This window comes from Pristimantibacillus sp. Z349TD_6 (assembly GCF_056173205.1).
On the sequence record NZ_CM149662.1, the window covers coordinates 2,210,815 to 2,232,248 of the forward strand.

At 45.5% G+C, this 21,434-nt stretch carries 18 protein-coding genes; 16 read left to right on the forward strand and 2 right to left on the reverse strand.

Annotated features, from left to right (window positions below; all coding sequences use genetic code 11):
* Positions 1 to 7: 7 nt before the first annotated feature.
* The 13 genes from AC0VYE_RS09525 (at position 8) to AC0VYE_RS09585 (ending at position 14,740) form a co-directional block, all read left to right on the forward strand.
* A complete protein-coding gene (locus tag AC0VYE_RS09525) occupies positions 8 to 544 on the forward strand; it encodes a PRC-barrel domain-containing protein (RefSeq protein ID WP_083682557.1) in 537 nt (178 codons plus the stop codon).
* Between the two features lie 13 nt (positions 545 to 557).
* Entirely contained in the window at positions 558 to 755 is a 198-nt protein-coding gene (locus tag AC0VYE_RS09530) for a hypothetical protein (protein WP_054027275.1), read from the forward strand.
* A 155-nt stretch (positions 756 to 910) separates the two neighbouring features.
* Positions 911 to 1,981, forward strand: a complete 1,071-nt coding sequence (locus AC0VYE_RS09535) for an AI-2E family transporter (RefSeq protein WP_076270816.1) — start codon at positions 911 to 913, stop codon at positions 1,979 to 1,981.
* Between the two features lie 354 nt (positions 1,982 to 2,335).
* Positions 2,336 to 4,969, forward strand: coding sequence for an alanine--tRNA ligase (gene alaS / locus AC0VYE_RS09540; RefSeq protein ID WP_475447432.1), 2,634 nt, complete (start codon positions 2,336 to 2,338; stop codon positions 4,967 to 4,969).
* Between the two features lie 50 nt (positions 4,970 to 5,019).
* On the forward strand, positions 5,020 to 5,286 hold the full coding sequence (locus AC0VYE_RS09545; protein WP_076270873.1) for an IreB family regulatory phosphoprotein: 267 nt from the start codon (positions 5,020 to 5,022) through the stop codon (positions 5,284 to 5,286).
* Positions 5,287 to 5,407: 121 nt separating this feature from the next.
* On the forward strand, positions 5,408 to 5,824 hold the full coding sequence (gene ruvX, locus AC0VYE_RS09550) for a Holliday junction resolvase RuvX (protein WP_076270814.1): 417 nt from the start codon (positions 5,408 to 5,410) through the stop codon (positions 5,822 to 5,824).
* Positions 5,825 to 5,832: 8 nt separating this feature from the next.
* Positions 5,833 to 6,129 carry a DUF1292 domain-containing protein gene (locus AC0VYE_RS09555; RefSeq protein ID WP_076270813.1) on the forward strand — a complete coding sequence of 99 codons (297 nt, stop codon included), beginning with the start codon at positions 5,833 to 5,835 and terminating at the stop codon, positions 6,127 to 6,129.
* Positions 6,129 to 6,440, forward strand: coding sequence for a DUF1292 domain-containing protein (locus tag AC0VYE_RS09560; protein ID WP_054027280.1), 312 nt, complete (start codon positions 6,129 to 6,131; stop codon positions 6,438 to 6,440). The genes AC0VYE_RS09555 and AC0VYE_RS09560 overlap by 1 nt, the downstream gene beginning before the upstream one ends.
* Positions 6,441 to 6,623: 183 nt before the next feature.
* Positions 6,624 to 7,730 carry an endolytic transglycosylase MltG gene (mltG, locus tag AC0VYE_RS09565; RefSeq protein ID WP_076270812.1) on the forward strand — a complete coding sequence of 369 codons (1,107 nt, stop codon included), beginning with the start codon at positions 6,624 to 6,626 and terminating at the stop codon, positions 7,728 to 7,730.
* Between the two features lie 54 nt (positions 7,731 to 7,784).
* On the forward strand, positions 7,785 to 8,717 hold the full coding sequence (locus AC0VYE_RS09570; RefSeq protein WP_475447436.1) for a peptidase U32 family protein: 933 nt from the start codon (positions 7,785 to 7,787) through the stop codon (positions 8,715 to 8,717).
* Positions 8,718 to 8,812: 95 nt separating this feature from the next.
* Positions 8,813 to 10,075 (forward strand): peptidase U32 family protein, encoded by a 1,263-nt coding sequence (locus tag AC0VYE_RS09575; RefSeq protein WP_083682555.1) that lies wholly within the window; start codon positions 8,813 to 8,815, stop codon positions 10,073 to 10,075.
* Positions 10,076 to 10,273: 198 nt separating this feature from the next.
* The gene (locus AC0VYE_RS09580) at positions 10,274 to 12,490 is read left to right on the forward strand and encodes a methyl-accepting chemotaxis protein (RefSeq protein WP_475447438.1); all 2,217 of its coding nucleotides are present in this window, start codon (positions 10,274 to 10,276) and stop codon (positions 12,488 to 12,490) included.
* Positions 12,491 to 12,700: 210 nt separating this feature from the next.
* A complete protein-coding gene (locus tag AC0VYE_RS09585) occupies positions 12,701 to 14,740 on the forward strand; it encodes a peptidoglycan D,D-transpeptidase FtsI family protein (protein ID WP_475447440.1) in 2,040 nt (679 codons plus the stop codon).
* A gap of 68 nt (positions 14,741 to 14,808) precedes the next feature.
* Here AC0VYE_RS09585 and ytvI read toward each other — a convergent pair whose 3' ends face one another.
* Positions 14,809 to 15,972, reverse strand: coding sequence for a sporulation integral membrane protein YtvI (gene ytvI, locus AC0VYE_RS09590; RefSeq protein WP_076270809.1), 1,164 nt, complete (start codon positions 15,970 to 15,972; stop codon positions 14,809 to 14,811).
* A 166-nt stretch (positions 15,973 to 16,138) separates the two neighbouring features.
* Between ytvI and AC0VYE_RS09595 the strand changes: the two genes are divergently transcribed.
* Positions 16,139 to 17,530 (forward strand): polysaccharide deacetylase family protein, encoded by a 1,392-nt coding sequence (locus tag AC0VYE_RS09595; protein WP_076270808.1) that lies wholly within the window; start codon positions 16,139 to 16,141, stop codon positions 17,528 to 17,530.
* A gap of 170 nt (positions 17,531 to 17,700) precedes the next feature.
* Here the strand turns inward: AC0VYE_RS09595 and ilvD are convergent, their stop codons facing one another.
* Positions 17,701 to 19,386: a dihydroxy-acid dehydratase gene (ilvD, locus tag AC0VYE_RS09600; RefSeq protein WP_076270807.1), complete on the reverse strand. Its 1,686-nt coding sequence runs from the start codon at positions 19,384 to 19,386 to the stop codon at positions 17,701 to 17,703.
* Between the two features lie 241 nt (positions 19,387 to 19,627).
* Between ilvD and AC0VYE_RS09605 the strand changes: the two genes are divergently transcribed.
* On the forward strand, positions 19,628 to 20,332 hold the full coding sequence (locus tag AC0VYE_RS09605; RefSeq protein ID WP_475447443.1) for a response regulator transcription factor: 705 nt from the start codon (positions 19,628 to 19,630) through the stop codon (positions 20,330 to 20,332).
* Positions 20,322 to 21,422, forward strand: coding sequence for a sensor histidine kinase (locus AC0VYE_RS09610; RefSeq protein ID WP_144376879.1), 1,101 nt, complete (start codon positions 20,322 to 20,324; stop codon positions 21,420 to 21,422). The genes AC0VYE_RS09605 and AC0VYE_RS09610 overlap by 11 nt, the downstream gene beginning before the upstream one ends.
* The last annotated feature ends 12 nt before the right edge of the window (positions 21,423 to 21,434 follow it).

Sequence of the window (21,434 nt, forward strand, 5' to 3'; positions counted from 1 at the left end):
GCTAAGCGTGATCAAACTTCAACGGCTTATTGGACTACCCGTAATCGTTATCCATTCCGGCAAACTTGTTGGAACTGTCAAGGACGCCTGGTTCGATGAGCATTGGCAGCTGAAAGGGCTAATACTCGATTGTCCCAAGTGGTTTGCTTCCTCCGTAAAAATAGTGGAGTGGACTCACGTGATATCCTGCGGAGAGGACACCGTTATTATAGCAAGTGAAGCAGCGATCGTTCGGATGAAGTCGAAGCAATTGCTACGTTCATATGACACAGGATTAGTGAAATTAAAGGATCTGCCCGTCGTAACTGTACAAGGTATTCAACTTGGCAGAGTGTCGGATGTTTATTTTTACCCAAAAGAGGGTACACAAATAATAGGCTACGAGCTTACGGACGGTTTTGTTTCGGATCTGATGGAAGGGCGCAGATGGCTGAAGGCGCCGAGTGATCCGGATAGCGTATTACTCGGGGAAGACGCGATTATTGTTCCTGCTGTCAGTGAAGCGGAATTGGAGCCTGTCGCAGCTTCCAATTTCAGAGGATAGGGAGAAATGAAAGATGATGAGATGTCCGAATTGTAATTCGAAAGATATCGGAAAGATCGGTTCCCACCAGTTTTATTGCTGGGGCTGCTTCATTGAACTGACGGTTAACGGCGACAAAATGTCGGTTTACCAAGTGGAAGAGGATGGCACGTTAAGCTCACTCGACGACTTGTTCTTTGAGGAAGAAATTACACAAGTTCACGTCAACTGACGTGCGTTGCTATAAACTTGAATATCAAAAGACGGTCTTCGGCCGTCTTTTTTTTGCTGTTATAGGATGATTTAGGGCGCTTGTACATATACTGAACTAGTTCGGCTTGTCTTGCTAAGAGCGAAGCGGATAAAGAAAGTTCGGGGGTGAGGACGGTGGAGCGCTTTACGAAGAACCGTCTGTTTGTCTGGCTGGTTTACATCATACTGGGACTGCTTGCGATTTATCTTATGCTGCTTATAAAGCCGCTTATTGTGAACGTATATGTGTTTGTAAAAGCCGTTTTTGCTCCATTTATAATCGCGATGATAATTTCTTATGTGCTGAATCCGATCGTTACGATGCTGCATGACCGAAAGGTTCCTAGGACGATTGCCGTGCTGCTCATATATGCAGTGTTTTGTGCAGTCATTACGGTGATTCTCGTTAACTTGATTCCAATGTTCATCGAACAAGTACAGGAAATCAATCGACATGTGCCTGAGCTTTCCATGCGTGCTCAAAATATCGTCACGGACATTAACAACACTTCTTTTTTGCCGGAAAGCATTCGAAGCGGGCTTAATAAGTCACTTTTGCATATGGAAAAAAAGCTGTCGGAGAGTTTGTTCAACTTTGTTAACAATATCGGGTCCATGTTAAATGCAGTGTTTATCGCGTTTATTATTCCGTTTCTCGCCTTCTATATATTAAAGGATTTTGATGTGTTTGAAAGAACGGTCATTACGTATGTACCAAAGTCACATCGCAAAAACACGGTCAGGCTGCTTAAAGATATCGATACAGCACTCGGCAGCTATATTCGCGGACAGTTTTTGGTTTGTATTATCGTTGGCGTGCTTGCTTATTTCGGGTACCTGTTGATCGGCATGCCTTATGCACTGCTCCTTGCCGGCATCGTTGCGATAACGAATGTCATTCCGTATCTCGGTCCTTTTTTTGGAGCGGCACCTGCAATACTAATGGCTTCTACGGTTTCCATTAAGATGGTCATCCTTGTCGCGATTATCAACACCCTGTGCCAAATACTCGAAGGCAACGTAATCTCTCCACAGGTGGTAGGCCGTACGCTCCATATGCATCCCTTGTCGATCATTTTTGCATTGCTGGTCGGAGGGGAGATTGCCGGCATTGTTGGCATGATTTTGGCGGTTCCTATTTTTGCAGCCTGCAAAGTGATCATTCAGCATATGTTCGCCTACTACGTGCGAAGAAAGATTATTTGACAGGCGGATAGGCTGTGGCTATAATTTTAAAATAATCAAGTGTCAATTATAAGGGAATAAATCGTTGATGAAATGAAGTAAGCCAATGCCCGTTAGCCAGAGAGAAAGCTTCTTCGCATTTGCTTTTCGATAAGCAATCGCGTCGGTTGAGAGAGCTTTTATAACGAAGAGTGGCCGAAAGCTATTTTCGGAGTGTGAATGAACTTCACCGGTTGGACCCGTTAATGTCTAATGAAGGCGATTGCTCTAGCTTATGCAGCGAGGCAATAACCAGGGTGGTACCGCGATTCTATTCGTCCCTGTCAATGACAGGGGCTTTTTTTGTGTTTTATCATTTGAAGGGGGCTCATCCTAATGAAAGCTAGTGAAATTCGTGCAAAATGGCTTGCATTTTTTGAAAGCAAAGGCCACAAAATTGAACCAAGTGCATCGCTTGTACCGCATAATGACCCGTCCTTGCTATGGATTAATGCAGGTATGGCGCCGCTAAAGGCTTATTTTGACGGACGCATCGTTCCAGAAAACCCGCGTATTACGAATTCACAGAAGTGCATTCGTACGAATGATATCGAAAACGTAGGCAAAACCCGCCGTCATCATACGTTTTTCGAGATGCTGGGCAATTTCTCGATCGGTGATTACTTCAAGGAAGAAGCTATTACTTGGGCATGGGAGTTTCTGACTGAGCCAAAATGGATTGGTTTTGATCCTAATCGCTTGTCTGTAACGGTATATCCAGAAGATGTAGAAGCATTCGAGTTCTGGAATACGAAAATTGGCCTTCCTGCTGAACGGATCTATAAGCTGGAAGAAAACTTTTGGGATATTGGCGAGGGCCCTTGCGGACCTTGTACAGAAATTTTCTATGACCGCGGTGACAAATATGGCGATCTTTCGGACCCAGAATGCTGGCCGGGCGGTGAGAACGAGCGTTTCCTAGAAGTTTGGAACGTTGTATTCTCACAATTCAATCATAATAAAGACGGCAGCTACACGCCGCTTCCAATCAAAAACATCGATACAGGCGCAGGACTTGAGCGTTTTGCTTCGATATTGCAGGATGTGGATTCGAACTTTGATACGGATTTGTTCCGTCCAATTATCGACCGCACTTGTGAAATTGCGAAAGTTAGCTACAAAGTGAATGAAGAGCATGATGTTGCGCTTAAAGTTATTGCCGATCATATTCGTACAGTAGCGTTCGCAGTAGGTGATGGCGTAATGCCTTCAAACGAAGGCCGTGGCTACATCATTCGCCGTTTGCTTCGCAGAGCTGTTCGTTACGGAAAAACAATCGGAATCGACCGTCCGTTTTTGCATGAGCTGACTTCAATTGTTGGCGAGGTTATGGGCGTTTATTATCCAGAGGTTGTAGAGAAGCGTGAATTTATCGAGCGGGTTATTCGTACGGAAGAAGAGCGTTTCCATGAGACATTGTCCGATGGACTAACTATGCTGTCTGATCTGGTAGCTGCTGGTACGAAAGCTGGCCAAAAAGAGATTAATGGCGACGATGCATTCCGCTTGTATGATACTTACGGCTTTCCTTTCGATTTGACGGAGGACTTTGCTTCGGAAAATGGAATGACGGTTGATCGTGCTGGATTCGACGCAGCGATGGAAGCACAGCGCGACCGTGCACGCGCAGCTCGCCAAGATACTGGAAGCATGAAGGTTCAAGGCGGACCGCTCGGCGATTTCACGGTTAAAAGCGAGTTTGTTGGCTATAATGAACTGGTAACTGAGTCAAAAATCATTGCCATCGTTCATGAGGATCTGTTGGTTGAATCGGCTCCAGAAGGCAGCAAAGTCGTTGTGATATTGGATCGCACACCTTTCTATGCAGAAAGCGGCGGACAAATCGGAGATACAGGAACGATTACGGGCAAGGGCTTTACACTGCAGGTTGAAGAAGTAACCAAAGCACCGCACGGTCAAAGCGTCCATCATGCTGTTGTTACCTCAGGTACTGCTCGTACAGGTGAAGCAGTAGAGGCGAGCGTTACTAGAGCTGTGCGCGATGACATTATCAAAAACCATACGGCAACGCATTTGCTTCATAAAGCGCTCAAAGAAGTGCTTGGCGATCATGTCAATCAAGCGGGCTCTTCGGTAGAGGCTGAACGCCTGCGCTTCGACTTCTCGCACTTTGGCAGTATAACTGCTGAAGAGCTAGTAACGATTGAACGCCGCGTCAATGAGCAAATTTGGCTAGGAACTCCAGTATCCATCGAAACGAAATCATTGAATGAAGCTAAAGCAATGGGCGCGATGGCGTTGTTCGGCGAGAAATACGGCGATGAGGTTCGTGTGGTTCAGGTTGGCAGCTATAGCTTAGAGCTATGCGGAGGCTGTCATGTAAGCAATACATCGCAAATCGGATTGTTCAAGCTGTTAAGCGAGAGCGGTATTGGGTCGGGTGTTCGAAGAATTGAAGCCGTTACGGGTAAACATGCGTATAACTATTTAGATGGTCAGCTTGACCTGCTTAAGCAATCGGCTGCACTTCTGAAATCAAATGCAAATGATGTGCCAAAACGGATTGAAGCATTGTTCGGCCAAGTGAAGGAATTCTCTCGCGAGAATGAATCCCTTCAAGCGAAGCTGAGCCGGATCGAAGCAGGATCACTTGAGCAAAACGCTAAAATAGTGAATGGCATCACTGTCCTTTGCGCAAAAGTGAATGCTCCTTCAATGGACGCGCTTCGCGGCATTGTTGATGAATTGAAGCTGAAGCTGGAGTCAAGCGTGATCGTGCTTGGTGCGATTTCGGATGACAAGGTGAACCTTGCAGCTGCCGTTTCAGCAGATTTAATTAAAAAAGGTTTCCATGCAGGCAAAATTGTAAAAGAAGCTGCAATTCATTGCGGCGGCAGCGGTGGCGGACGCCCAGATATGGCGCAAGCAGGCGGAAAAGACACAACGAAGTTGGATGAAGCGTTGAAACTTACAGAAGAACTAGTTCTTAATCAAACAAATGTGATATGATATGAGTGTATATCTCATTGAAATGCGGTTTGGAAAGCGAGGTGCTGGCGATGAGTTCCATGGACAAAACAATGAAATTTAACGTGAAGGCGGAGGGGGTTGAATCTTCTCAAGACATTCTGCTATCCGTGCATGAAGCGCTTCTAGAGAAAGAGTATAATCCGATTAACCAGATCGTTGGGTATTTGCTGTCCGGAGATCCCGCGTATATTCCGCGGCATAACAACGCCAGGAGTTTAATTCGCAAGAAGGAACGAGACGAATTAATCGAAGAGCTTGTCCGGTTTTATCTAAACCATAAGAAACAACAAGCGTAAACGGCTAAAGCCCCCTTTAGGAGGCTTAGCTATCGTTTCGCAGAGAAATATAAGCAGTTTATAAGCAGATAAACTTATAAATTCTTATATTTTAACTAATGAGGCAGGAGCCGGACAAGACATGAGATTGATGGGACTTGATTACGGTGACCGCAACATAGGAGTTGCTGTCAGCGACGCTTTTCGTTGGACCGCGCAAGGAACTGGTGTTATTGAACGAAGGCGAGACCATAGTGAGTTTGACCGCATTGCTGATCTGGTTAAGGAGCATGAGGTTAGTGAAATTGTTGTTGGTCTTCCAAAAAACATGAATGGCACCATCGGTCCACGTGGAGAAATTTGTATAGAATTCGCAGAACAGATTAAGCAGAAACTAAACATACCTGTTCACCTTTGGGACGAAAGGCTGACAACGGTAGCTGCCGAACGAACGCTTATTGAAGCGGACGTCAGCCGGAAGAAGCGAAAGCTTGTAATAGACAAAATGGCGGCAACGCTTATTTTGCAAAATTATCTCGATTCTAAAGCGAAAAGGTGAGGGTAAACATGACAAATGAAGAGTTGGAATTCGAAGAGCCGGAAATTATTTATATCCCGGATGAAGAAGGAAACGAAGAGGAATTCGAAGTCATCATGAAGTTTGAAGTTGATGGTTCCGATCAGAAATATATGATGGTAGTTCCGCTTCATGGAGAAAATGACGAGGAAGATGAAGTATATGCTTTCCGTTATGAAGAAGAAGGCGACGACCTGAAGCTGTATACCATTGAAGATGAAGAAGAATGGAATATGGTTGAGGAAACGTTCAACACTCTCCTTGGTGAGATGGAGGAAGAAAATTAATGTCCGGCACAGAGCATGAAGCACCTAAGAAGCTGAATACGCTGCGAGCGGCATTCGGCAATGAAATTGAGCTTGAAGCAGATGACGGCAGCGTAGAGGTATACGATATTAAAGCTGAGTTTCAGCTAGGGGATCGCATTTATGCAGCCCTGCAATCGGATCCGATGCGTGGCGAGGATGATGTTGAGCTATTCCGCGTCATTCAAGTCGATGGTGAACCGCAGCTGGAAAACATCGAAAACGATGAAGAGTGGGAAGCTGCATCAGAAGCGTACGATGATTTATTGTTTGCTACTGACGAGCGTCCATAAAACGTCGTGTAATGTATATGCATCTAACGAGAGAGCGGCCAATAACCGCTCTTTTGTTCCATGTTTAGCGTTAATTACTCAATTACAGCATTTTCAGCTGAGCCATAATAGGATGGTCTCAGCCATTTCGCCTGCGCAAATCGATATACCGAAAATGATGCATTATAAAAAGGGGGTCTAATTTTGGACAAGTCATCACAGCACCTTGAGCAACAATCATCATCGGGACCGAGGAAAAGCCGCATTACATTATGGGTTATTTTAAGCTTGTTAGGAATTATGATTATTGGTGCTGGAAGCGTTGCTTTGTATGTGTGGAGCAGCTTGAAGCCAACAACTGCTGGTGCGGTTCAGAAGATTGATATTCCAAGAGGAACATCAGCGAATGAGGTTGCAGAATTACTGGAAGAGCAAGGGATCATTAAAAATGCATTTATATTTAAATATTACTTGAAGCTTAAGGATCAAGGCGGCCGCTTTCAGGCGGGACTTTATGAGCTGAACCCCGGCATGAATAATGAAGCCATTATAGCTAAGCTCAATGCTGGCGACACCGTAGAAGCAGAAACGATTCGATTCACGATTCCTGAGGGCTTTACCGTATTGCAAATTGCTGACAAGCTTGCTCAAGAGAAATTGATCAACAAAGAAAAGTTTATTGGATTAATTGCATCGGAAAACAATTGGGGTGATGCGGAGTCTGTTCGCTCCATTCCCAATAACGATAAGCTGCATCAGCGTCTTGAAGGTTATCTGTTCCCTGAAACGTATGAGATGAAAAAAGAAAGCACAGAAGAAGATATTATTAAACGGATGGCGCTTGAACTCGACCGGAAGCTTGCTGAGCTTCCAGAGGGGTGGATGGAAGTGCTTGAAGAGAAAAAAATGTCCTTTCATGATATGCTGACAATCGCGTCGCTTGTAGAGCGTGAAGTCGTTGTGGACGAGGAAAGAGCTCTCGTATCGGGCATTATTTACAACCGGATTGAAGGTGGCATGAAGCTTCAAATTGATGCTACCGTTCAATATTCATTAGATAAGCCTAAGGAACGTCTTTATGAGAAGGATTTACTCGTAGACAGTCCTTATAACACGTATAAGGTAGAAGGTTTGCCGCCTGGGCCTATCGCAAGTCCAAGTCTTAAATCAATTGAAGCGGCTATATATCCGGAAGATACGGAATATTTTTTCTATGTAACCAAGAAGGATGGAAGTCAGACTCATTTATTCGCAAAAACATATAAAGAGCATTTGAAAAACATCGAGAAAAGTAATCAAACGGCTGGGTAGTCATACGATTAGATAGGAAACGAAGCTTGACGGTGTTTTTAAGGAGGATCAAGTATGGCGTACAAGCCGGAATTGTTAGCTACCGCTGCATCTATAGAAGAGCTGGAAAGGCTCATGGCAGCAGGCGCGGATGCTTTTGTCATTGGCGAAGCACGCTACGGTATGCGATTAGCAGGAGAGTTTAACAAAGAAATGATAGCGCAGGCAGTAAAGCTCGCTAAGCCTAAGGGCGTGAAGATCTATGCTGCCCTTAACAATCTTATGGATAATGAAGCAGCGGATTCATTAAATGATTATGTAACCTCGCTTGCTGAAGCTGGCGTTGATGCACTAGTATTCGGCGACCCTGCGGTCTTAATGGCTGCTAGGCTGCATGCCCCAGGCATGGCGCTGCACTGGAATGCTGAAATGACCTCAACTAATTATGTTACAGCTAATTATTGGGGCCGCAGAGGTGCTACTAGATATGTGCTCGCACGCGAACTCAATATGGAACAGGTTTGCGAGACAACGGCTAGTACAGAACTTGAGGTTCAAGTACATGTGCATGGGATGACGAATATTTATCATTCGAAGCGTTCGCTTGTAGAGAGTTATATGGAACATCAGTCGGAGACGGATCGGCTTCCGGAGAAAGACAAGGATCGCGGGCTTTATGTGATGGAAGCGGAACGGCAGGACGAGCGTTATCCAATCTACGAAGATGCGAACGGCACTCATATTATGAGCTCGGATGATGTTTGTATGGTAGAGAACCTTCATGAGCTGCTGGATGCTAAAGTAACCAGCTTGAAGATTGAGGGATTAATGAAATCTACCAAGTACAACGAAATTGTTGTGCGTTCATATCGGCAAGCAATCGACGCCTATTTGGCTGATCCAGAGGGCTACATTTTCCAAGAGGAATGGCTTGACGCGATTAAGAAAGTCCAGAATCCGCAGCGAGAGCTGAGTTTTGGCTTCTTCTTCAAAGAGCAAGTCTATTAATAAGTTAATGCTTACGAAGTGAGTTTTGCTTCGCAAAACCAAAGTTAATGCTTACGAAGTGAGTTTTGCTTCGCAAAACTTAGGAGGTACACATAGTGACAACAATTGAGAAGACGACACCTCGCTATCAAGGCAAACGCCATCGGCTGGACAAGCCGGAGCTGCTCGCACCAGCCGGAAATTTAGAGAAGCTGAAATTTGCGATTCATTACGGAGCTGACGCGGTTTATATCGGCGGTCAAAAGTACGGCTTGCGCTCCAATGCAGACAATTTCAGCTTTGAAGAAATGAAGGAAGGCGTTGAGTTCGCGAGCCGCTATGGTGCAAAGGTGTTTGTCGCGACAAATATATATGCGCACAATGAGGATGTAGAGGGACTTGAAGACTACTTGCGCAATCTAGAAGCAGCAGGAATCTCAGCTATCATTGCCGCAGATCCTGCCATTATTGAAACGGCACAGCGAGTAGCTCCGAAGCTTGAGGTTCATTTGAGCACGCAGCAATCTACACTGAATTGGCAGGCTGTGCAGTTCTGGAAGGAAGAAGGCTTGCCACGCGTTGTGCTGGCCCGTGAAACGAGCTTTAAAGACATTGCAGAAATTAAAAAAAATGTTGATATTGAGATCGAAGCGTTTATTCATGGAGCTATGTGCTCATCTTTCTCTGGTCGCTGCGTATTGTCTAATCATTTTACGGATCGTGACTCCAATCGTGGAGGCTGCTGTCAGTCATGTCGCTGGAAATACGATTTGTTTGTTGACGATATGCCAATGTACCCGGAAGAAGAAGATAAGTTTACAATGGGCTCCAAAGATCTATGCATGATTGAATATTTGCCGGAGCTTATTGAAGTTGGCGTTGACAGCTTCAAAATCGAAGGACGAATGAAAAGTATCCACTATGTGGCGACGGTCGTTAATGTTTATCGTCAAGCGATTGATGCGTATTTTGCTGATCCCGAGCATTTCGAGCTGAAGCAGGAATGGGTGGATGAGATAAATAAAGCTGCCAACCGTCCGTTAAACACTGGGTTTTTCCTTGATACACCGGGTGCGGAGGATCATATTTATGAGCCAGAGGAAAAAGCAGCGCCATATGATTTTGCAGGAGTAGTAGTAGATTATAATGATAAAACGGGTTTTGCGATCGTGCAGCAGCGCAATCACTTTAAACTCGGACAAGAAATCGAATTTGTTGGTCCGAAGGGTACTTTTTTCAAGCAAACGGTAACCGAAATTACGGACACAGACGGCAATGCGCTTGATGCGGCTCGCCATCCTTTGCAGCATATTCGCATTCGTACGTTAAAGCCGGTTAAACCGATGGATATGATGAGAAAGAAGATCGGGAAGAAGTAAATAGGCAAAACATGACTAGAGTCTTATTTTTTTAGAAAATAAGACTCTTTTTTTTGTATTTATTATTATGAAATGACAAGAATGTGTCGATATAAAATAATATACTGTAAATCTACTGTAAATACATATTTCGGCAAGATGCGCTAGCAGCAAACGTACTATTTTGGACTTACAATATTAAAGGCGGTGTCTTCCCTCATGGAAAACCAAGAAGAACAAAAAAAGAAGAAAACAAAGAAACAGAAACAGGAAAAAGAGCAAAATAGCACAAACGAAATTAAGTCAGGTACAAGTATGAAAGCGTCATCAAAAATGCAATCTTTATCACAGGCAGCAAAGGCCGCGACGGTATCTGTAAAAGGCACAAAGCTTTCAAACCCGATTAAATCAGTAGGAACGAAACTATTTACGATTATCTTTTGCAGTATTATCGCGTGTGTATTGACAGTAGGTCTAATGGCTTATTCAAAGTCGAAGTCGATTATTGAAAATAAAGTTTCAGAAGCGAGCTTTCAAACGATCAATCAGGTTGCAAACAATATGGACGTTATTTTCAAGACGTATGAGGATTTATCGCTGCAAATATTAATTGACAAAAGCTTTCATGAAATTGTAAGGAAAATGCTTGACGGCGGTGACGATTTCAGCAAATTTGAGGCATCGCGTAATTTAAGCGACAAAATGCAATCATACGTTATGGGTAATAATACGATCGTTTCCATGATGCTGCTGCCAGTAAATCCGAATCTGACGGTCGTAACATCAGGCAGGGCAACTACTGGCACGGCGGAGAAATTAATGAATACAGACTGGTTTAAAGAAACTGTCGCAAATGCAGGGAAAACAAACTGGATTCCGCCTCAGCCTGAAGGCATGTCAGATCCAGCAGGCGGTCCCACCATTGGCTTGAGTCGACTCATCAAAGATATAACTTCAAGTGAAGCATCTTATGTATTGCTGCTAGAGGTGCAAGCTTCAACGCTTGCGAAACGCTTCGAAGAAGTTAACCTTGGTGAAGGCAGCCAGCTTTCGATCGTGAATGCAAACGGTGAATATATTACAAATGGTGATCCTGAATTGGTAGGCAAGCCAGCCAGCATTACATTCCCAACCGAAGGCGATAAAGCGCTTGAGGATTCGTCGAAAATGAAAACGACAAACGGTGCTGAGGTTCTGGCTACATACAAAACATTCGAAACGATGAACTGGAAGCTGCTAGGCACGGTACCGGTAAAAGAGCTAGTAAAAGATGCTAAAGCGATTCAAAATTTGACATGGATTACAGTATTTATCGCAGCACTTATTGCAATAGCAATCGGTATTCTCGTAATTATGACGATTGCACAGCCACTGGTTAAGCTTCGCAACCTAATGACTGAAGGAGCAAGCGGCAACCTTACCGTACGTTCTGTCATGAAAAAACGCCAAGATGAAATTGGTGAGCTAAGCGACAGCTTTAATCTTATGATGACGCAAATAACTGCTCTAGCAGTACAGACGACAAGATCAGCTGAGGATGTACTGGTTACAGCTACTGAGCTCGGAGACGCTTCTCGGAAAACAGCTATTTCTGCTAAGGAGATTGCAGTCGCAACAGAGGAGATCGCGGGAGGAGCAACAAGCTTAGCTGTTGAAGCGGAGCGAGGTTCTGACCTTACAGGAAACATCGATGTTCAAATGAAAAAAGTTATTGCAGCCAACGAACAAATGGTGAACTCTGCGCAAGCCGTTGAGAAAGCAAGTGAGCAGGGAACAAACTATATGGGCGTACTTATTCAAAAAACGAGCATGACGGAAGAAATGACCCGTTCTATGGTAGAGAAGGTTGATGCTTTGAAGGAAAGCACTGGCTCTATCGTAAAAATTCTAGACGTACTCAATAGCTTAACGAAACAAACGAACATCTTGTCATTGAATGCGACGATTGAAGCTGCTCGCGCAGGCGCAGCAGGAAAAGGCTTTATGGTCGTTGCCGATGAAATTCGCAAGCTGGCGGACCAAAGCCGCCAATCCATTGACGTTGTTGGTCAAATCACGGAGAAAATTAGAGGAGAGATTGACGAGACGGTTCATGTTTTGTCCGATGCTTATCCGTTATTCCAAGAGCAGATCGGTTCTGTAAAAGAAGCGAATCAAATTTTCTTAACCGTTTCTGGTCAAATGGGAGAACTAGTTAAGAAGCTGGATCTCGTTACGGATTCAATCGGGCAATTGGATGAATCGCAAGTCGTATTAGGCGAAGCGATGACTAACGTGAGTGCAGTAGCTGAAGAATCTTCCGCTACATCAGAAGAAGTTGCATCACTTAGCACAGAACAGCTAAGCATTAGCGATGGTATGGTACGCTTGTCGGAGAAGCTGGATACGGTATCTCGTGAGCTCAAGGATTCACTTTCTAAATTTAAAATTAATTAGCAATCAGGGTATCCTATTAAATGGTTAACATTGAAGGAAGAGCTATTCAGGCAGTTAATGCTGAACAGCTCTTTTTTTTGTTGTAGAAAATAGAATGGATGTTTGAAGGAGAGCCGCGGAAGGAGATAATGAACGTATAACAACAGATTCCAGCGCTTATCAAACATTAGACAGCATTATAAAGGAGCTTTCGCAGGATGAGAACGGGACATGATTAAACGAATAACAATGGCTGCTTGTTTCATTAGTTTAATAATGCTGCTTTATATTGGCCGCTTAGCTTGGATTCAATTGATGCCTGGAAGCTCCTCTTCAGCGGTCCTTTCTCCACTCGCAAACCGGGGAGGATGGCAACGGCTGTCTGTTCAGCAGCGTCAACGAAACTTGGTGCTGGACACAGGCAGAGGCGACTTCTATGATCGCTATGGAAAACCGATAACAGGTGAAACTTACTCGGCCGTTGCTTTATTTCCCGTACGGGCAGAGCTGCGCGGTCAAAAAAAGAGTTTAGCTGAGCTTAGCCGCTTACTAGGCGTAACCATGGAGCAGCTGCAGCAGAAATGGGATGCTGTGCGAGAGCCTGTGTTTTGGAAGGCTGATGGGATGCAGGCGCCTTTGCGACTGACAAATGATCAAATTACCCGCCTAAAAAAACTTGAGCTAAACGGTATTCGTGTGCTTCCTTATCGCAATCGCTATTTGCCGGATTTTGATGCGAAGCATCTGATTGGCTTTACAAGCCAGCATCCTGAGTGGCTGCAGGTTAACCATGCGGAAGATCTCGTAAGCGGCAAAAGAAAGCTAGTAGATCAGGTTGGCGGGTCGGGTCTTGAGAAATCGCTGGACAAGCTGCTGCATGGAGTAGGGGCTACTTCTGTTTCCTACTTCCTCGATGGACGTAATGCTCCAATGCACGGCCTTGATATGCGGATTACGCAGCCTGGCAATCGATATTATCCGCTTAAAGCGATGACGACGATTGATTTGCAGCTGCAAAACGAAATCGAAGCATATGTGGATGCACAAGGCTTGCAAGAGGGAGCAATCGTTGTGCTGGATGCGAGCAATGCGGATATTGTAGCGATGGTATCGCGGCCGCAATTGAAGCCAGGACAGTTCCAAAGCTCCGACGGCAGCGAGTGGGCTAATCATGCAATCAAGGCGGTCGCTCCCGGCTCTGTGTTCAAGCTAGTTGCGGAAGCAGCTGCGCTGGAGGCGGGTGTAGTTAATCAGCATGAAACGTTTTTTTGCAATGGTGAATACGGCAAATATGGCTTATCCTGCTGGAAGGAAGGCGGACACGGCCGCTTGACGCTCCAAGAGGGCTTGGCGCAATCTTGCAATATTGTGTTTGCAACGCTGGCTGAGCGGCTTGAAGCTAAGCAGTTGAAGCGGACCGCAGACTTGCTCGGGATAGGGCAGCAAGCAGGCTGGCATCGCGATGAAGCTTTTGGCCCCTTTTCATCGCCGCTGAGACTGCTTGAGGAAGAAGATCGCGGACAGCTGTTTGCAGCCGTTAAGAGCAAGCTCGCTTGGAATAGCGGCGGTGAGATGGGTGAGCATGAGCATGAGCACGAGCATGAAAATGGCAGTGGCAATGACAATGACAATGGCTTTGGCAGTGGAAGTGGCAATGATAACGGCAGTGGCAAAGAGAATGAAAATGGCAACGGCAACGGGAAGCGTAATGCGAAGCGGAGCGGGAAGTTTGATGCGGCGCAGCAAGCGCGGGAAGAAGCAGCCATGCTGGCTGGCGTCGATGGCGGCGTGCTCGCGCAAAGCGCGCTTGGGCAGCGTGATGTAAGGATGTCGCCGCTGCAAGCGGCAAATCTGATTGTAACGCTGCTGAATGAGGGGCGCGTAATGGAGCCGCGCCTAGTGAGTGAAATCCGCTATGCCAACGGCCAGCGGATGGTGAAGCTGCCCGCGCAGCGCGCGCAAGCGATCCGTGGCCGGATTAAACCGGCCACGGCGCATGCGCTGCTGCGCGGCATGCAGGCGGTCGTCGACCATGGAACCGGTCGATCGATCCGCCAAGGGCTGTGGGCGATTGCCGGCAAATCCGGCACCGCCGAAACGACTCAGGCCGGAATCGCCCGCAACCACCAGTGGTTTGCGGGCTACGGCCCGGTCAAGGCTCCACGATACGCCGTAGCGGTCCTCGTGGAGAACAAGCCGCCTGGGAGCTCGCACCAGGCGACTAAGCTCTTTCGCGGCGTCATGGATATCGCCGCACGCCATTCCAAATAAAATGAGCCACCCCATTGCAGACGAATCAACGTTCGTTTGCAACGGGGTGGCTCTGTTTTATTTGCGTATTATTGTTCCTTGATGTCCTTGTTATTGATTTTCACCGATATACTGTCAGTGTCGTCCGGCTTGTCCGAAGGGTTGTCGTATTCCCCCTGCGGAGCGTGAATCCAGCGGTGGAAATAACCTTGATCATACAGCGCTTTGATTAAGATCATAAGAATAGGTGATAATATGACACCTGCGACGCCAAAGAGCGATAAGGATACAATCATGAAAGCGAGCATTGTAAAGGCGGATACGCCTAAGGAGTCGCCTGTAATTTTTGGTTCAAGAATTTGGCGTGTAAGCACAACTGCGAGAAAGAGGACGGACAGCCAAATGGCAAGCGAGACTTTGCCGACAATAATTAAGTAAATAATCCATGGGATAAAAATAGTGCCTACGCCGAGCAGCGGCAAAATGTCGAAAATGGCCGATACGACTGCTATGACAAAAGCATTTTCTACGCGCAGCAGTAGGAGCGCGATCAAAATAACGACAAAGGTGATACTAATCATCTTGGCTTGCGCTTTAATATATAACGCGATTCCTTTAAATACATTGTTTCTAAGGAAGAAAAATGCCGTTTTGAAGGTGTTTGGCGTTTTGTCCTCGGCTGTCTTTTTCCAAGTCGTAATTTCGATGCTTAAGAAATAAGCTAATATAATCCCAACTACAAAATTAAAGATGAAAGTTGAGAAGGATGTGACGTACCCGATGATGCTAAGCAGTACAGTCTTCCCAAACAATGCTAAGGTTGAAGAAGCACCTTCAATGAGGTCTTTGGAGCGCTGAACCAAATCTAAATCTGCGGGCAGATTCCCAAATCTGGTTTGCACCTCTTCAGTCAGATTAGCGATTTGAACAGCGAGCATTTCTTGATATTTCGGGAAGTTGTTAACGAGCTCAGTTCCTTGCTTCGTAATCAGGTAAGCTGCGCCTGAGAAGGCGGTAAGTAAAATTAAAGTGAACAGCAGAATCGAAATGCCGGAAGCGATCGATTTTTTCATGCCAAGCTTATTTAGACGCCTTGCCAGCGGCTCAATACATAAGAAAATGAGAAAGGATAAAAATATAGGCGTTGCGATTCGGTACAAATAGCTGAAAGAAAACATAATTAAATAGACAGTTAGTGCAATGAGTGCGATGTCAAAGGCGGTTCGCCAATACTTTTTGTAAAAGGGCAGCATAATGTTTCTCCTTCTTTTTCCATATTCATATTTCCATAAAGATTGTACTATAGTTTTTAAAAAGATGCCTATTTTTAATTGCGTTATGCTACAATTAATACTACTGTTGTTGTTTTGTACCGCTATTTATTCGTCGACTAAATCATATAACGGTGGGGAAAACAAAATGGAAAATTTGCTGTTATGGGGATTATACGTAGCATCCTTCTATGCGTTTCTTCCTGGCCTCATTAGCCGTACTTTTGGCTTTCGTGTTTTTAAGAAGGGCCGTGTGGGAAACGAAATATCTTTAACGTTCGATGATGGGCCAGATGAGATTTATACGCCGCAATTGCTCGATCTTCTTGCCCGCTACAATGCGAAGGCAACCTTTTTTGTTGTCGGCTCACATGCCGAGGGACAAGAAGAGCTGCTGAAGCGGATGAAGGATGAGGGTCACAATATTGGTGTCCATAATTACGTTCATAAATCGAACTGGTTAATGCGTCCGAGGACGGTTAAGCGCCAAATCGAGCGTACGCTTGACATTATTGAGCATGCTACGGGAGTGCGATCGACTTATTATCGCCCGCCATGGGGAATCGTAAATGTATTCGATTATGCGAACTTAGGCCATTTGCAAATTATTTTGTGGTCGGCAATGTTCGGTGATTGGCGGATACGTTTAGGGTCAGAACGATTGAAAAACCGGATGATGAAAAAGCTTCGGCCTGGTGAAGTCATTCTATTGCATGATTGCGGCATGACCTTTGGGGCGGACAAGGATGCACCGAGAAATATGCTTACGGCACTTGAGGCTTACTTAGAAGAAGGTACGAAGCAAGGTTTCCGCTTTGTTGGCATTGAAGAAATGATGAAGCGATCTGAAGCAGCGCGTGCTGCTCATACATCACTCTTGAAGAAAGCGATGATATCGCTTTGGCTGACATGGGAGCGTCTGTTTCACGTCGTTTTCCGTTTGAAAACGGTTGGTGATGTGAAGGATGCAGCGTTTCATTACCGGGTGACCACATACACTGGTCAGGACATTGAGTTAGCAGAGGGAGGACGCGTCTCAAAGGGAGACCGTATTGCTGAACTGCATTTTGACAACAAGAAATTGTCGATGATTGCAGCAACCTCAAAATCTCCTGTAGCTACAGGTATTCGCATGCTGCGTGAAGTGGAGCAAGCTCTTCCGATGCTCGCAAATCAGCTTGCTGAAGATACAGATGCGAATGACATCAAAGCGGTATATGGGGTTACAATGATCCATCGCGGGGCTGATCGATTAGGATTTGAAATATTTCAGCTGCCTGAGGGCTGGTTTGCCAAATCATCGCGTGTGTACTTGCGTGTATTGATTAAAGTATTAACGAACACGAAGCAGACTTCTCAGAGCAAGAAGAAAAGAGAACTGATCTCGCCGCGTATGCTGTTAATGCCCGTCGCAACGATTAGGTCCTATGCAACGGCACAGCTGAACATGATTCAAGATATAAGCCAGACAGTAGAGAGAACTTTAAACGCAGCAGCCGACGAAGCTGCGCAGTTAGGTACAAAAACAACAGCGATTTAATGTTGAGATATAAATGACATTTATCCAAATGAATGTTAAATAAATAAAGGAGTGCAGGCTGTTTCCAGCCTGCACTCCTTTTGTTTAAATATAAGAAAAGTTATCTATTGCTCCAACTTATCTTTTCGGTCAAAGCTGCTTCATCATCCAGAGGATGCTGAAGGCGATAACTACATTTTCATTACGCCGCCAGTGCTGGCAGATGTAACAAGGTGAGCGTAGCGAGCCAAGTAGCCGCGCTTGATTTTTAGCTCGAAGCCTTTCCATTCGGAACGGCGTTTCTCGAACTCTTCGTCGCTAATAAGAAGATCCATCGTACGGTTGTTCATGTCGATCTCGATGATATCGCCGTCTTGTACGAAAGCGATAGGGCCGCCTTCAGCTGCTTCAGGAGAAGCGTGGCCGATGCTGATGCCGCGAGATGCGCCGGAGAAACGTCCGTCTGTAATGAGGGCAACCTTAGCGCCGAGTCCCATACCAACGATTTGCGAAGTTGGTGCAAGCATTTCTGGCATACCAGGGCCGCCGCGTGGTCCTTCGTAACGAATGACTACGACATGACCTTCTTTGATTTTTCCGTTAGCGATGCCGTGAAGCGCTTCGTCTTGGGAATCGAAACAGATAGCAGGACCTTTGTGGTAGCCGCCAACGGACTTGTCAACTGCACCTGTTTTGATAATAGCGCCGTGAGGAGCCAGATTACCAAATAGTACAGCCAAACCGCCGCGTTCTGTATGCGGGTTGTCGATGGTATGAATAACATCGGTGTCTTGAATTTCACAGCCAATAACATTTTCACGAAGCGTTTTGCCAGTAACGGTGATGCAGTCACCATGCAATGCGCCTTCTTTCTTGAACAGCTCATTAAGGACAGCACTTACGCCGCCTGCATTATGCACATCTTCAATGTGATAATCGGATGCAGGAGCGATTTTTGCCAAATGCGGTACGCGTTCAGCTACTTCGTTAATACGCTCAATTGGGTACTCGATTCCAGCTTCATGCGCGATTGCTAGCGTGTGAAGAACTGTGTTTGTTGAGCCGCCCATTGCCATATCTAGAGCAAATGCATTGTCGATTGTATCTTTTGTAACGATGTCGCGAGGTTTGATGCCTAGCTCGATGATTTTCATCAATTGGCGAGCAGCGTCTTTAACGAACTCTTTGCGTTCTGGAGAAACAGCAAGAATCGTGCCGTTACCAGGCATTGCAAGTCCCATGCCTTCTGCCAAGCAGTTCATGGAGTTTGCAGTAAACATACCGGAGCAAGAGCCGCAAGTCGGACAACCGAATTGTTCAAGCTCCATCAGTTGATCGTCATTGATTTTACCAGCTTGGTGAGCGCCTACGCCTTCAAATACGCTGGAGAGTGAAATCGAACGACCATCGGATGTTTTGCCGGCTTTCATAGGTCCGCCGCTTACAAGCATAGTCGGGATATTGACGCGAAGTGCGCCCATGATCATGCCTGGTGTAATTTTGTCACAGTTTGGAATACAAACCATACCGTCGAACCAGTGAGCATTTACGACTGTTTCAATGGAATCGGCAATAATTTCACGGCTAGCAAGTGAATAACGCATACCGATGTGACCCATTGCAATACCATCATCAACGCCGATTGTGTTAAATTCGAAAGGAACGCCGCCAGCTTCACGGATCGCTTCTTTAACGAGCTTGCCGAACTCCTGTAGATGAACGTGACCAGGAATAATATCAATATACGAGTTGCAAACCGCGATAAACGGCTTGTCGAAATCTTCCTCTTTTACGCCTGCGGCGCGAAGCAAGCTGCGATGTGGTGCGCGGTCGAATCCTTTTTTGATCATGTCTGAACGCATTCTTTTGGCCGCCATGTAAGTTCCCCCTATATGCTTATTAAAATATCAATACTCTCGATTTTATCACAACGGACAGGCGTTGGCTATAACGTCAGCCGAAAGGCGTTTCACAAATAAATGTTAAAAAAACATTAAAAATGGCTTAAACATTGTGATATTCCGTGAAACAATAGGACATCATGCAGGTTAATCATGTATAGTATGCTCATTGGTAACGATGAGAATAATTTGAAGATGAATAAGGAGGCGCTTGAAATTGGAAAGAAGAGTATTAATTGTTGATGATGAGCGGGAAATTGCCGATCTTATAGAGATCTATTTGAAAAATGAAGGGTTTATTACCGAAAAGGCGTATGACGGGGAGCAGGCGCTGCTTGCTTATGCGCGAGATCCGTTTGACTTAGTCATCTTAGACATTATGATGCCGAATATGGACGGGCTGGAAGCTACGAGGCGGCTCAGGCGCGATCAATCGGTCCCCATTCTAATGCTCAGCGCAAAAGCAGAGGATATGGATAAAATTATGGGGCTGATGACCGGTGCGGACGATTATATGATCAAGCCGTTTAATCCGCTTGAGCTTGTGGCTAGAGTGCGCTCTTTACTGAGAAGATCCTATCAGTACAGCGGTCAATCAAGTGCGAATAACGGGGCGCGACTAGATAAGGAGCTTCGACTTGGACCGCTGCGGATCGATAAGCTGAGCCATACGGCTGAAATAGACGGCAATCCGCTGCATCTCACTTCTACTGAGTTCGGCATTTTGCATTTGCTCGCTGGCCAGCCTGGCCGCGTGTTTAGTGCGGAGGATATTTTCCAGCAGGTGTGGAAAGAAAAATATTTTGATTCCAACAATACGGTAATGGTCCATATCAGCAAGCTTAGAGATAAGCTGGAGAAGGAGCTTGGTGATAAGATGATCATCACGGTCTGGGGGGTTGGCTATAAAATTGAAGGATAACATTGCATTAAAGCTTGTCTTTCGTTCGCTGCTGAATATGGTGATAAGCGCCGTGCTATCGGCCTTTTCACTGTATATCCTTTTAGGGTTCGGAATGTGGCTTATCGATAATGTAAGGCCAATGAGAGTTTTATATCAATTCGTTAATTCTATAGTTGATGGCAGACAGCTTTTACCTATAGCAGGGAGCGTGTTTTTGTTTTTTGTATTTTATATCATTCTCCAGTGGAGCTTATTTCATTATCTCGGTCAAATGAATAAGACGGTTCGCGGCATTGCTGACGGTACCTATGATATGGATTACCAAATCGAAGTGCGGAAAAGAAATATATTTGGTCCTATGGCAGCCAATATGAACAGCTTGGCAGGAAGGCTCCATCATGCGCTAGTGGAAGAGCGGAAGGCAGAGCAAACCAAAAACGAATTGATTACGAACGTTTCCCATGATTTGCGTACACCTTTAACGTCAGTGCTTGGCTATTTGGGACTGATTGAGCAGGATCGTTATCGAGACGAGGTAGAGCTGCGTCACTATGTTCAAATCGCTTATGAAAAATCGATGCGGCTGAATGTCCTCATTAATGATCTTTTTGAATATACGAGAATGAGGCATGATACGACTGCGCTTAAAGTAACGAATTTTAATTTAATCGAAATGCTCGGGCAGCTGCTCGTGCAGTTTCGTTTGCCGCTGGAGGAAGCGGGAATGCAGAGCAAGCTGGTGACAGATAAAACGTCAGTCATGATCAAGGGAGATGCAGCCAAGCTTGTGCGTGTATTCGAGAACTTGATAGTGAATGCCATGAATTACGGCAGAGACGGCAAACAGGTCGTTGTGACTGTTCAGTTGGAGGGCAGTGCAGCCGTTATCGAGGTTATTAATTTTGGTGAACCGATTCCAATGATGGACATTCCTCATATTTTTGAACGATTTTATCGCGTAGACAAATCAAGAACACAGTGGTCAGGCGGTTCCGGCTTAGGGCTTGCCATTGTCAAAGGCATCGTTGAAAAGCATGAAGGTACGATTTCGGTGACGAGTGATTCGGAGCAAACGGCATTCCGTATAACCTTGCCGATTATTAATTAATAATTAAGGGTT

What these genes read in the sequence shown, in the direction of transcription:
- AC0VYE_RS09585 (WP_475447440.1), top strand. Translation starts at nt 12,701, where the DNA reads ATGATTAAACGAATAACAATGGCTGCTTGTTTCATTAGTTTAATAATG.
- AC0VYE_RS09570 (WP_475447436.1), top strand. Translation starts at nt 7,785, where the DNA reads ATGGCGTACAAGCCGGAATTGTTAGCTACCGCTGCATCTATAGAAGAG.
- AC0VYE_RS09580 (WP_475447438.1), top strand. Translation starts at nt 10,274, where the DNA reads ATGGAAAACCAAGAAGAACAAAAAAAGAAGAAAACAAAGAAACAGAAA.
- alaS (WP_475447432.1), top strand. Translation starts at nt 2,336, where the DNA reads ATGAAAGCTAGTGAAATTCGTGCAAAATGGCTTGCATTTTTTGAAAGC.
- AC0VYE_RS09530 (WP_054027275.1), top strand. Translation starts at nt 558, where the DNA reads ATGATGAGATGTCCGAATTGTAATTCGAAAGATATCGGAAAGATCGGT.
- AC0VYE_RS09545 (WP_076270873.1), top strand. Translation starts at nt 5,020, where the DNA reads ATGAGTTCCATGGACAAAACAATGAAATTTAACGTGAAGGCGGAGGGG.
- AC0VYE_RS09555 (WP_076270813.1), top strand. Translation starts at nt 5,833, where the DNA reads ATGACAAATGAAGAGTTGGAATTCGAAGAGCCGGAAATTATTTATATC.
- ruvX (WP_076270814.1), top strand. Translation starts at nt 5,408, where the DNA reads ATGAGATTGATGGGACTTGATTACGGTGACCGCAACATAGGAGTTGCT.
- ilvD (WP_076270807.1), bottom strand. Translation starts at nt 19,386, where the DNA reads ATGGCGGCCAAAAGAATGCGTTCAGACATGATCAAAAAAGGATTCGAC.
- ytvI (WP_076270809.1), bottom strand. Translation starts at nt 15,972, where the DNA reads ATGCTGCCCTTTTACAAAAAGTATTGGCGAACCGCCTTTGACATCGCA.
- AC0VYE_RS09560 (WP_054027280.1), top strand. Translation starts at nt 6,129, where the DNA reads ATGTCCGGCACAGAGCATGAAGCACCTAAGAAGCTGAATACGCTGCGA.
- AC0VYE_RS09595 (WP_076270808.1), top strand. Translation starts at nt 16,139, where the DNA reads ATGGAAAATTTGCTGTTATGGGGATTATACGTAGCATCCTTCTATGCG.